Genomic DNA, 12,196 nt, shown 5'->3' with positions numbered 1-12,196 from the left:
TGCCAGAATCAGCAGCTGAACACCGGCAACGACGCCGACCGCGACCGCTCACCAGCCCGATGAAAGATCGAGGTTAGACGGTCGCGGGCGCGGTCGTCGTGGGGTGAGTGTAGGACGCTTCGACTGCCGCTGGAGTGCGGTAGTCGAGCGCTTCGTGGAGCCGGGTCGTGTTCCACCAGTGGACCCAGCCCATCGTCGCCAACTCGACTTCGCTGACCGAATCCCAGATCCGCTTCGAGTAGATCAGTTCCGTCTTGTAGAGACCGTTCACGGTCTCGGCCAGGGCGTTATCGTAGCTATCGCCAACGGTGCCGACTGATGCTTTCACCCCCGCTGCGATGAGAGCGTCCGAATAGGCCAGTGAGACATACTGACTGCCCCTGTCGGAGTGGTGAACCAATCCGCTATCATTCCTGCTTGCACCAGTGGAAAGAAGTGCGTGCTCCAGTGCGAGCAAAGGTAGAGACTGTGTGTGGAGTGTGGGTGCGACCGCCCAGCCGACAATTCTCCGACTGAAGACATCGGTGATGAATGCGACGTAGCAGAATCCGGCGAGGATCCGGACGTAGGTGATGTCAGCGACCCAGAGCTGCCGCGGACGGTCCGCGGCAAACTTCCGTTCCACAAGGTCGGGGCGCTCATCCGGTCCGGCTCCAGGGCGGGTGGTGACGGGCTTACGGCCTCGCCGGACGCCTTGGAGTCCCGCGATCCTCATCAGTCGTGCCACCTGGTCGCGACCGACGTCCCATCCCGCATGCCGCATCGCGTGCCACATCTTTCGGACCCCGTAGACGCTGTAGTTCTCCTGGTGAATCCGCTGCACCTCCTCTATGAGGATCTCGTCCCGAACGCTGCGCGCGGAAGCATTCCTGTTCTTGGAGGCGCGGTATCCGCGGGAGGTGATGAACCCACATTCTGTCGCACCGAGGATGCGGCAGATGGCCTCGACCCCGAACTGATCGCGATGCATGTCGATGAACGCGATCATTTCGTCGTGGGGCGGTCGAGTTCCGCTGCGAAAAACGCCGAGGCGGCTTTCAGGATCTCGTTCGCGCGTCTCGCCTCGGCGAGTTCTCGCCGGAGCCGGCGGTGCTCCTCCTCGAGCGGCTCTCCCGGGCCGGCTGGTTCGGTGGGGCCGTAGCGGTTGCACCAGATCCGCAGCGTCTCCTCGCCGACACCGAGCTGCGGGGCGACCGCACGGATCGATGCTGCACGGGGACCACCCTCGCGTACCTGACGGTCGTAGACCATACGCACGGCACGGTCACGCAGCTCTGGACTGAACTTCTTGGGCATGCTCCGATTCTCCTTGCTGAGACTCGGAACGGAACCCAGGGCGCTTCAACCCGCTGGTCGAGGCCTGCCCGGTCGATCCCGAGACCGGTGAGCTGTTGCCCGTGGTGACCATCGTGACGGACAACGGCGGGCCGTTCCGGTCCTTCCGCTTCGAGTCCTTCATCGCCGCCCACCCCGAGCTACACCACGTGCGCACCCGAGTGAAGACCCCGGGGCAGAACGGGTCCCGTGAACGCGGCTTCGGCACGCTGAAGTACGAACGGCTCTACCTGGACGAGATTGACGACGCGATCGTGCTCGCCGAGCGGGCCGAGGACTACCGGATCGAGTACAACGAGCTCCGGCCCCACGAGGCCATCTCATGGAACCGGCCCAAGGAGGTGCACCTGGGCCTGGCCGACCCCACCACCCCGACATTCAAAACCAAGGAAATCCTGCCAACTACTTGACGCGGGACACCGCTTACACAGACAAATTGACAGGCCCGCTTGTAGTCTTCACTCATGGGTCCTGTAAGGCCCGTCGTCCGACCATCCACAAGGAAGCACCTGTGACCATCTCCCAGCAGCACCTGGAGTCGCGCCTGTGGTCAGCCGCGAATGCGCTTCGCGGCCCCGTGGCCCACGCCGACTTCATGACCTACATGTTCCCGATGCTGTTCTGGAAGTGGATCAGTGACACCTGGACGTGGGAGCACGAGCAAGCGGTCGCGGACTTCGGAGATGCCCTCAACGACGAAATCGAGGCGGACTACCACCGCTTCGATCTCCCGGAGGGCACGCACTGGAACGACGTGGCCCGCAGCACGCTGCCGAACCTCGGGGCACGCATCCAGAAGGCACTGGACAAGATCGCCCAAGCCAACGCCGAGAAGTTGGCTGGCATCTTCGGTGACGCAGCGTGGGGCAACAAGGAACGCCTCCCCGAGGAGCACCTCCGCAACCTCATCTCATCCTTTGACGGGCTCAACCTCAACCCCGACGAGGTGTCCCACGACATGCTGGGCCAGGCATACGAGTACCTGCTCAAATACTTCGCGGAAGGGGCAGGCCAGAAGGCCGGGGAGTTCTTCACCCCCCGTCAGGTGGTTAGCCTCGATCTTTCATCGGGCTGGTGAGCGGTCGCGGTCGGCGTCGTTGCCGGTGTTCAGCTGCTGATTCTGGCATTCGGGTATGACAGATCGTCGCAGTGTCCGTTGCGGGCGGTCGGGTTCCACTCCCGAGAAGAGATGCTGCTGGTCGTAGGGACGGGCGGCCTTGCCGGATCAGGTCTGCGCGACGGCAATGCGGAGCCGGTTGACGCCGGTTAGGACGGTGCGGGCTTCGGGAGCGTGCTGGGCGAGGTGGAGGAGGTTGTGCCGGCTGCGGCGCACGAGGGTCGCGGGGATCTCGAACAGCCGTGCGCGGAGCCGTTTGGGCTCCCACTTCCGCGCATCATGGCCGGTCAGCGCGATGGTCTGCATCCAGGCGACGAGCTCGCTAGCGAGCTGGATGATCTGGCACCAGACCTGGTTCTGCGCGAAGCCCTGCAGCGGGAACTTCATCAAGCCCATGTCCTTGGCGTTGCGGATCCGGTCTTCGCATCGTGCGCGGCGGCGGTGTCGCAGCTCGAGCACGGGAAGTTGGCCGCGCGGGGTGTTGGTCGCGAACGCGGTGATGCGCATCCCCTCGTGATCGGTGATCCGCAGCTGCGCCCCAGGATGAGGACGTTCCTTCCGCACGATCACCCGCATCCCGGGCGGCCAACCCTGAAGATCCAGCAGCCCGGTCAGTTCCGCGACCCATGCTCCGTCGCGGATCCCGTCGGTGTCGGTGTCGTAGGCAGGAGTCCACGTCTTCGCCTCATCGATACGTTCCAGCAGGTCGGGAGTGTTCGCGGGGAGGGTGAACCCGACTGAGTAGGCCAGACGCTGCCCGGTCAGCCACTTGACGAAGGCCTTGGTGCCACCGGCTCCGTCGGTGCGGATCAGGACCTTCTTCGACCCCCTTCCGCCGGAGGAGAGCAGACCAGCCGGGAGCTGCGCAAGGGCCTGCCTGGTGATGGTGATGTGATCGGCGGCGGGGTTGGAACCGGCGTTGCCGGGGCGCAGGTGGATCGCCAGCGGCTCCCCGGTTCCTTCGCTGCCGTGGGCCAGGAAAGCGCACAGTGGGTGGTGACCGAAGCCGCGTTTGAACGTCGGTGCAGCCTGCCCCTTCTCGCTGTGGACGTTGATCAGGGTGGCGTCGAGGTCGATGACCAGCGGATTCTGCGCACTGACCCTGCGGACCGGGGAGTGGTCGCCGGCCAGTGCCCAGGCCCGTTCCCGCGCGATGCGGCGGGCCTGGGAGATCGCCTCGACCACGGCGGGGGCGTCCTCGGCCAGCGTGGTCAGGTTCCTGGAGATCGTTGGGGCCGAGGCGACGTCTCCGAACAGTCCCGGTTCGCATCGCAGCAGATCAGTATCCGAAGCGTGCTCGCCGCCGATCGCGAGAGTCATCGCGAGGTCCAGCAGGACCTTCGAGGCGTGATGCTCGGCCAGTGGCTTCGTCCACGGATCCAGAGCTTCACGCAGCGAAGGGGCGAGGCCGGTGGCGTGGATCGTGCCGGTCAGCAGCACCGCGCCCGCATGCGCGGCCGCCGGGACCTCAGCGATGTCCACGCGCGGACGGGGGTAGAAGAACAAGGTAGGGTGGGACACCTGAAAGGTGCTCCTTCCGGCCAGGGATTACGAGACTCAACACCCCGCATCATCCCAGGCCAGGAGCACCTTTCTTTATGCCGTCCGTCGGGCGAGACCACACCCCCGTGAAATCTCGAGGTTAGGTTGCTGGTGCGCCTCCTCGATCCCCAACCGGAGGAGACGATCTACGATCCCACCTGCGGCTCGGGCGGGATGCTGATGGAGACCATCAACACCATCCGGGCTCGCGGCGAGGACCACCGCACCCTCCGGCTCTACGGACAGGAGGTCAACCTCACGACCTCCGCCATCGCGCGGATGAACCTCTACCTGCACGAGATCGAGGACTTCAAGATCGTCCGTGGGGACACGCTCCGAGCCCCAGGGCTGCGTAACCCCAACGGGACACTCCAGAAGTTTGACGTGGTGATCGCCAATCCACCGTTCTCGCTGAAGAACTGGGGACGAGACACTTGGGAGTCCGACCCTCGGGCGTTCTGCGGAGTACCACCCAAGGACAAGGGCGACTACGCCTTCATCCAGCACATGATCTCCTCGATGGATGAGGAACGAGGTCGCGTCGGCGTTGTGATGCCGCTCGGCGCGCTGTTCCGAGCCGGGGCCGAAGGCTCCATCCGAGCGTGCCTTGTGGAGAAGGACCTGCTGGAGGCCGTCATCGGGCTTGGCCCGAACCTCTTCTATGGCGCTGCCATCCCGGTGTGCCTGATGATCTTCCGCAAGGAGAAGACCGAAGAGCGCAGGAAGAAGGTGCTCTTCATCGACGCCACGAAGCGGATCAAGACCGGCAGGGCACAGAACGAACTCGGGGACGACGACGTGGACGCCATCCTCGAAGCCTTCCACGAGGGTGTGGACCCGGATGGCGACGGCGGCGTGAACCTCCGACTGGTCGATCTGTCCGAGATCGAAGCGAACGGACACGACCTCAACATCGGGCGATACGTGGCGGGGGCAGAAGCCGAAGCGGTCGACGTGACCGAAGCCTTGGCTGCATGGCAGGAAGCCCGGGCAGAGCGTCTTGCTGCCGAGGAGGCCATGATCGAGCGACTGAGGGCGGCTGGATTCGATGCGTAACAGGTGGGTTGAAACCACATTGGGGGAAGTGACGGCGGTTAACCCTGGACGACTGAACGGTGTCTCCCCCGATGAAGTTATTCGCTATGTCGATATCTCCTCGGTGTCGTGGGATGGAGGCATTGATGTCCGCTCGCTTGCCGCTATGCCGTTCGGACAAGCACCCGGACGGGCCAGGCGTCCCATCAACGAGAAAGACGTGGTGGTCTCAACCGTCAGGCCGCGACTGCGAGCGATGGGGCAAGTGCCGCCTTCTCTGGCCGGTCAAGTAGCCTCTACTGGCCTCTGTGTCCTTCGCCCGCATGATCCACAAGTGATCTTGCCGGACTATGTGTGGCAGGTTGTGCGACACCAGCCCTTCACTGATTGGCTCGTAGAGCGTGAGACCGGAAGCAACTACCCGGCAGTCCGGTCAAGCGACATTGAGGCGTACCGCTTCCTCTTGCCTCCCATCGAGGAGCAGCGACGCATCGTAGACCTGATGAGCCATGTGGACGACCTCATCGCTCTCAACGAGTTTGAGGTCTCTAAACAACATGCCTTACGGAGTGTAGTTTTAGAAGACGGGTTGGCTGACGCCGAGGATGGACAAACCAGACTTGGCGATTTGACCGCGAGCGTCATCGGAGGAACGTGGGGGTCTCCTCCTGGAGAGCGTGAAGTCGAAGTTGTGTCCTTCGGCACCAAGGCATTTATCGGTGAAGTGCAGTACCTTGATCCTTCGTCGGGTGCATCCCGGAGCCTGTCCGCCACGCAGTATGCCAAGCGGGAACTCCTCAGCGGCGATGTCGTCTTGGAGGTTTCGGGCGGAAGTCCAACTCAGTTGGTGGGTAGAACCCTGCTAGTGCGTGAAGACCTTCCGGGAGTTGTCCCATCGTCGTTTATGAGACGCATTCGGGTGAACCGTGAGCAGGCATTGCCCCGCTACTTCCACCTACTAACCCAGTGGCTCTACCAATCCGGCGCAGTCGAGGCACTGCAACCCAACACAACGTCTATTCGCAATCTGAAAGTCCCTCTCTACCTTGATCTGCCCGTACCGAGCCTTCCGCTTCACTTGCAGGCAGACCTAGTGGAGAGGATCGACGCAATGGACGATGCAATCGAGTCAAGCGTGAGTGATTTGACCGCCCTACGGTCCAGCCGAACCTCACTCTTGGCGACACTTCTCTCCGGCGAGCACAGCATCCCTTCCTCCTACGATGAGTTCATCAGCGACGAAGGAGCGGCGTGATGGCGTTCGATGAGAAGCACACCGTGCAGGACTGGCTTGTGAAGCGACTCGTCAGGTTGGGTTGGACCTACGAGCCGGCCACCCACCTCCAGCGCTCCAACACGGACGTGCTCATCGAGGAAGACCTGATGGAGGCGCTCGTCGTCCTGAACCCCGCCATCGGTGCGGACGAGGAGCGTCTGGATGAGGTGCTGCCCCGCATCCGGGGGGCTGTGGCGGCTGCCAGTACGGACGGGCTCGTGGTGGCGAACGAGCGCCTGGTGACCCTCATGCGTGGGGACGTGAACCACAGGTACATCGGGACCCCACACGACGTGCCCCTGCGGTTGGTCGACTTCGATGATCTCGCCAACAACACCTACGTCGTCTCCGACGAGGTTGTCTTCGGCCCGCCCGGGGACGAGCGCCGGTATGACGTGGTGCTGTTCATCAACGGCATGCCCGTGGTGGTGATTGAGGCCAAGACTCCGGTGAACTCGTCGGTGACGTGGCTGACGGGCGCGAAGGACATCGCAGACGTGTATGCGCCTGAAGGTCCGTCGTTCTTCGCCCCCAACGTGCTGTGTGCCGCCACGGACGGCAAGGAGTTCCACTACGGGGCCATCGGTCAGCCCGCGACGGAGTGGCTGATGTGGGGGTCGACGCAGGACCCCTACGACCTCGATGGCCTGCCGCGCGTGGAGCGTTCGGTCGACCTGCTGTTGACTCCTCAGAGCATCCTGTCGATCCTTCGGGACTTCACCCTCTTCGAGGACACCGAGTCGGGCAAGCGCAAGTTGATCCCTCGCTACCCACAGGTGGAGGCGGTCGAAGCGATCCACGAGCGCGTGATCAACGGCGGAGACCGGGGCCTCATCTGGCACTACCAAGGGACGGGCAAGACCCTCCTGATGGGCTTCGCGGCAGTGCGCCTTCTTCACGATCCCGAGGTGGGCGACCCCACCGTCCTGGTGGTCCTTGATCGACTCGATCTTGTCGAGCAGGTGGCCCGTCAGTTCAAGACCACGGGCCTGCCGATGCTGAAGGTGGCGGAGACGACGGCCCAGTTGTCCCAGATGTTGCGCGACGATCACCGAGGGATCGTCGTCACCACGATCTTCCGGTTCGAGGACGCGGGCGTCCTCAACGACCGCCAGAACATCATCGTCATGGTGGACGAGGCCCACCGCACCCAGGAAGGGTCACTCGGTGAGCGCATGCGGACCGCTCTACCGAACGCGCGGTTCTTCGGGCTGACGGGCACGCCCATCTCCCACAAGGACAAGAACACCTTCAAGTTGTTCGGCTCGGACACGGACCCGGGCTACGTGCTGAACACCTACTCGATGGAGCGCTCCATCGCTGACGGGGCCTCGGTACCTGTCCACGTCGAGACCCGGCTGGTCGAGTGGCACCTCGACAAGGAGAAGATGGAGGCCGAGTTCGACGCTCTCGCCCAGGAGGAAGACCTCACCGAAGAGGAGCGCGACGTTCTGGTCCGCAAGGGCGGAACCGTGAAGACCGTGCTGCTCAACCCGGACCGCATCACAGCCGTGTGCACGGACATCCTCGATCACTTCACGGCAAAGGTGGCACCGCTGGGGATGAAGGCCCAAGTGGTGGCCTACGACCGGGACCTCGTGGTCTTGTACGAGCAGGAACTGAACCGGCTCATCGCAGAGCGCGGCCTGGACCTGACAACTCAGGTCGTCATGACGGTCGGTGGCAAGGACGACAAGCAGGAGTGGAAGACCTACGAACTCACGCGCGCCCAAGAGGCGGTGGTCAAGCGTGAGTTCAACAAGGTGGGCCGACCTCCGACGTTCCTTGTGGTCACGGCGAAGTTGCTCACGGGCTTCGACGCTCCCATCGAGCAGGTGATGTACCTGGATCGTCCCCTGACCCGGCACACGCTGTTCCAGGCGATCACGCGCACCAACCGGCGCTTCACCAACCCCGTGACGGGACAGGAGAAGCACAACGGACTGGTGGTCGACTACATCGGGCTGGGACCGGCCATCGCAGCCGCGCTGAAGGCAGCGGACCCCGAAGCGGGGGGCAAGCGCCCGGTGGACGTGGCCGAACTGATCCCCGAGTTCCTAGCCCGGCTCGCCCAGACCTCTCAGCGGTTCGAGGGCATCGACCTGGCGGACTCCTCCTACGAGGCGCTCATGGCCGCGATGGAGCGCATCAAGGGACAGGAGCAGAAGGCGCAGTTCTGGCGGGACTTCACAGGTGTGCAGACCCTGTGGGAGTTGCTCGCGCCTCGGGATGAACTGGATGAGCACGAACCCCTCTACAAGTGGCTGGCGCAGGTCTACGAGGCGTCAAAGCCCGGCAAGGCTTCTGAAGACATCCTGTGGGAGCGACTGGGGGCCAAGACGCTGGCGCTCGTGCACGGCCACATGTCCAACATCAAGGTCACGGGCACGGGACTTGAAGAGGTCATCGTTGACCCCGGCAGCATCGAGCGGCTCCGAAAGTTAGCCGAGCAGGGGAAACTCGACATCGACCCCGAGCGAGACCTGCTGAAGGACCCGGTGACCCTCGAAGAGGTCTTCGACACCATCGACGCTCGGGTGCAGCGCCGCCTGAAGGAGTCGGGTGCGCACGAGGTCTACAAAACCCTGGCCGAGAAGATCGAGCGACTCCGCAAGCAGGCTGCCCAGTCCGCCAGCGACACCATCGAGTTCCTGAAGAAGGCCCTCGATGTGGCCAAGACCGCAGTCCAAGCCGAGAGGTTGGAAGAAGACGGAGACCTGGACGCAGCGGTCACCCTTCTCGACCCCAACATCGGCGCACTCACCCAGATCGTCAACGAGTACAAGCCCGCAGACACCCCGATCATCGTGGATGACGTGGTGCGCGACATCGACACCATCGTCAAGCAGGTCTCTTACTCCGGCTGGACCCAGGATCAAGGCGGCGACCGCACAGTTCGCAAGGAACTGCGGCAGGTGCTGAAGAAGTACCATCTGCCCCTCACGGGCGACCTGTTCGACCGAGCCTACGCCTACATCCGCGAGAACTATTGAGGCGCAGACGGGGACTCAACCAGGATTGTCACTTCTCACTGATGTAATGAGGACCATGCCCCCGAAGACGAACACCGACCCCGTTGAAGGCGATGTTTATCGCACCAGCCCGGACACATCTGTGTCCGGCGATGTGCATGGGGACAACAAGAGAATCTGTGGCGTTGTCGAACTCACCCGCAGGTCTGTGCTCACGCTCACGAGGACGACACATCCTGAGAAACATGCGAGGAAACTGGAGTCTGCGGAGAACAAGCAGATGGGGCTCACTAAGGCTGCTTGGTGGACAGACGTCAACCAACGGCCTCTGGCCCGCTCCTGGTTGGCAGACCCTGATCGGGTCGAGTATATTGGAAGGCTGCCCGAGCCGGAGTCGACCAAGTTGGCGGAGTTCTGGCAGATGTCCAAGATGCTAGGACGGACGAATCTGTGATGCTACGAGATGCGCTCGGTGCACCCCTGACGCTGCCAACTGAGGGGGAGGTGGGGCAGCCAGCCGTTGGCGACCTTTGGGTCGTCAGCGCTGACGCGCAGGATCGCGGTGTGGTGATGATTAGCGCGGTGCGCGACCTTCACGTGCTGGCATGGCCGGTGACTCAACCCACCAGCGCCGCCGCCGCCCCCTCTTTCCTCATCACGGTGCCTGGCATGGGCGACTTCGTTGCGTGGCCGGATGCAGAGTTCGGTTTGGCCTTGGCCGCATTGGATCGCAGGTTGGCCCACGTACTCGATGACAGGACGATCCGCACGATCCGCTGGGCCGTCGCCGAGGACGAGCCGGTGAACAGCGTGTCCACCTGCCCCGCTGTCGATACCCCTGAGGCGGTAGCCGCTTTTGAGGCCGTCTGCTCACAGGCATGGGCACTGGGGGACTGGGCTTGGCCCGACAACACGATTGGCGAAGCAGCGCTGTCACAGGACGCGCTCTCCGATGCCGGGGTGGAAATCGCGCAGTTGGCGCAAGCGCTCGGCGTGAAACCTGGACGCGCCTCCGCACTGGCCCGAGGGGTCAAGGTCCCTACGCCGGAGGAGGTTGCGACGATACTGTCGTTGTTCCCCGCAGGGACCGTCGCCGGAGACCTCCTGGAGCCGGTTGACGGTGCAGATGCCGTCGTCCTCAGCCTGCCTGAATATAAGTCAAGAGTGCGACGGTTATCCGCCGAGCGGACCGTCCCCGAGCGCCGCGCTCGGACCATGGTGTGGGAACAGGCGTGCTCCCGTGCAGCCCGTCAGGTTGCCCATACAGCACCATTGGAGGCCGCTCGCGCCAGGGTGGACTACGCACTTGAAGAACTCATGGGCGGGACATGACGCTCCCGCTGGGACACAGCGTCGCAGAGTGGACTGGTCCAGGGCTGGTGGCTCTGGCTAGTCGCCACCTTCGTGAAGAGTTCGCGCGTCTGTATCCCTATGCTGCTGAAATAGCGAGTGCTGACGCCATTCAGGCGTTGGCCTTGATCCCCGACGTTGTTGTTGAGTGGGCCAGCACACCGCCCCGAGGCAGTTGCGAACTGGGCGGTGTGTACGACGGCGATGTCGAACCGGCACGAATCACCATCCGCGAGTCCCACAACCACAAGCGCAACCTCTTCACCGCGCTCCATGAGGTCGGCCATCACATCTTGTGGAACGACGAGGCGTGGCAGTTCCAGATTCTCCCGGAACTCCGTGACAAGGCGCGGCTGATTGAAGAGAAGATCGTCAATGACTTCGCCGCCAGCATCTTGGTGCCTGAGGAGGCGGTTGCGCTTCATCTTGGTGATGGAGTGAGCCCTGAGGGCATCCAAGCGCTCATCCAAGGCACCCAGGCATCGGCCACCACATGCTGCGTCCGCGCTCTTAACCAGCCGGGACAAAGGCTCGTGATCCTCGCATCCGAGGACGGCCACATCTGGTACGCAGACTCTAATGGCACCCCCTACAACCCTGGCAAGCGCGTGGCTCAACCCGCCCTCATTGCCGCTATCGAGCGGGCCCGCGAGTCGGGGAAGTACCGCTTGATGGGCGGCGACGGCATCCGGTACTCCAAGGGTTGGGCTGACACGGATGTCTGTTTGGACGTTCTGCTCCACGACGGGTTGGTCATTGCCGTCGTAACATCAACGCGCCCCTCTCTGCGCGGTAGCGTCTCCACTGGCTGGCACGAAGTGTGTGAAGCATGCGGTGCCGAGTTCGCGGTCAGTGCTTCCAGCGGCCAGTGCACGACATGTGGAGACTGGAAGTGTCCCGATTGTCGAGGCTGTCAGTGCACTGCCAGCAAGGTGGTCTATTGCCGCAGATGCTTCTTGGCACTTCCCACGGCTGAAGCGTCCAAGGGGATGACGGTGCACGAAGAGTGCGAATGAGCCAGTAGGGGAGGCCCATCCTCTCGAACACCTGTGCGCCTACGCTCAGTAGCACCCTGTCGTCCAAATCCACCGCAGAGGGACCGATATGACCCAGCAACAACTCAAGGACACCCTTCAGGCCGACCTGGAGGCGCTTGCCAAGGTCTTCGAGGAAGAGGACCGAGCAGACCGCCGTGCCGAGGCTCAGCGCCGCCGTGACGGCCTCCCCGAGCCGAAGCGGGACATCCAGACGTTGGACGGCTTTGCCAACGGCGGGGCGGCTCCCCGCGACTGACCGCCTGTCCCGGGCCGCTACCTCTTCGCGACCCACTGGGCTGACCCCGTTTCGTAGGTCCAGTCGTTATGAGAGTCGTCCTGTTGCCCGCGGTCGCGGGCAGGGAGACTAGTCAGATCATGACGAACAGCAGAAAGCGTCACACCCCGGAGCAGGTCGTCCGTAAGCTCGGGCAGGCCGACAGGATGCTCACCGATGGTCAGGACGTCGCGGCGGTGTGCCGGGAGCTGGGGGTGTCCGAGCAGACGTACTACCGGTGGCGGAACCAGTACGGCG

12 protein-coding genes and 1 other annotated feature are annotated in these 12,196 nt (G+C 63.4%); of the genes, 10 read left to right on the top strand and 2 right to left on the bottom strand.

What is annotated here, in order from left to right; genetic code table 11:
• Positions 1-73 precede the first annotated feature (73 nt).
• Positions 74-1,296 (bottom strand): IS3 family transposase gene (locus IOE58_RS13170; protein ID WP_193866824.1). Its coding sequence is split into 2 segments (ribosomal slippage): positions 74-1,017 and positions 1,017-1,296, totalling 1,224 coding nucleotides; the frame shifts between segments, so codons are not numbered across the junction.
• Positions 925-1,027 (bottom strand) — a sequence feature (AL1L pseudoknot). Its footprint overlaps the gene before it by 103 nt.
• A gap of 104 nt (positions 1,297-1,400) precedes the next feature.
• Here IOE58_RS13170 and IOE58_RS13165 point away from each other — a divergent pair.
• Positions 1,401-1,745, top strand: a complete 345-nt coding sequence (locus IOE58_RS13165; protein WP_348981992.1) for an integrase core domain-containing protein — start codon at positions 1,401-1,403, stop codon at positions 1,743-1,745.
• A 101-nt stretch (positions 1,746-1,846) separates the two neighbouring features.
• On the top strand, positions 1,847-2,413 hold the full coding sequence (locus IOE58_RS13160; protein ID WP_348981991.1) for a type I restriction-modification system subunit M N-terminal domain-containing protein: 567 nt from the start codon (positions 1,847-1,849) through the stop codon (positions 2,411-2,413).
• Positions 2,414-2,560: 147 nt separating this feature from the next.
• Here IOE58_RS13160 and IOE58_RS13155 read toward each other — a convergent pair whose 3' ends face one another.
• Positions 2,561-3,973: an IS1380 family transposase gene (locus IOE58_RS13155; protein ID WP_193866822.1), complete on the bottom strand. Its 1,413-nt coding sequence runs from the start codon at positions 3,971-3,973 to the stop codon at positions 2,561-2,563.
• A 132-nt stretch (positions 3,974-4,105) separates the two neighbouring features.
• Here IOE58_RS13155 and IOE58_RS13150 point away from each other — a divergent pair, with 132 nt between their 5' ends.
• The 8 genes from IOE58_RS13150 to IOE58_RS13115 form a co-directional block, all read left to right on the top strand.
• On the top strand, positions 4,106-5,050 hold the full coding sequence (locus IOE58_RS13150) for an N-6 DNA methylase (RefSeq protein WP_193866821.1): 945 nt from the start codon (positions 4,106-4,108) through the stop codon (positions 5,048-5,050).
• The gene (locus tag IOE58_RS13145; protein WP_348981990.1) at positions 5,043-6,284 is read left to right on the top strand and encodes a restriction endonuclease subunit S; all 1,242 of its coding nucleotides are present in this window, start codon (positions 5,043-5,045) and stop codon (positions 6,282-6,284) included. Before IOE58_RS13150 ends, IOE58_RS13145 begins: the two co-directional genes overlap by 8 nt.
• Positions 6,284-9,298: a type I restriction endonuclease subunit R gene (locus tag IOE58_RS13140; protein ID WP_193866819.1), complete on the top strand. Its 3,015-nt coding sequence runs from the start codon at positions 6,284-6,286 to the stop codon at positions 9,296-9,298. The genes IOE58_RS13145 and IOE58_RS13140 overlap by 1 nt, the downstream gene beginning before the upstream one ends.
• Before the next feature lie 55 nt (positions 9,299-9,353).
• Positions 9,354-9,731, top strand: a complete 378-nt coding sequence (locus tag IOE58_RS13135; RefSeq protein WP_193866818.1) for a hypothetical protein — start codon at positions 9,354-9,356, stop codon at positions 9,729-9,731.
• Positions 9,732-9,781: 50 nt separating this feature from the next.
• Positions 9,782-10,609 (top strand): hypothetical protein, encoded by an 828-nt coding sequence (locus IOE58_RS13130; protein ID WP_193866817.1) that lies wholly within the window; start codon positions 9,782-9,784, stop codon positions 10,607-10,609.
• A complete protein-coding gene (locus IOE58_RS13125) occupies positions 10,606-11,643 on the top strand; it encodes an ImmA/IrrE family metallo-endopeptidase (protein WP_193866816.1) in 1,038 nt (345 codons plus the stop codon). Before IOE58_RS13130 ends, IOE58_RS13125 begins: the two co-directional genes overlap by 4 nt.
• Positions 11,644-11,731: 88 nt before the next feature.
• Positions 11,732-11,920, top strand: a complete 189-nt coding sequence (locus IOE58_RS13120; RefSeq protein WP_193866815.1) for a hypothetical protein — start codon at positions 11,732-11,734, stop codon at positions 11,918-11,920.
• A 119-nt stretch (positions 11,921-12,039) separates the two neighbouring features.
• Positions 12,040-12,196 (top strand): transposase (locus IOE58_RS13115; protein ID WP_193866814.1); only part of this gene is annotated, 157 nt, incomplete at its 3' end.

The sequence above is a fragment of the Brachybacterium epidermidis genome (assembly GCF_015209585.1).
GTDB classification, from domain to species: domain Bacteria; phylum Actinomycetota; class Actinomycetes; order Actinomycetales; family Dermabacteraceae; genus Brachybacterium; species Brachybacterium epidermidis.
Note: the sequence above shows the minus strand (reverse complement) of the source record. Positions and strands in the feature narration are given on the sequence as shown.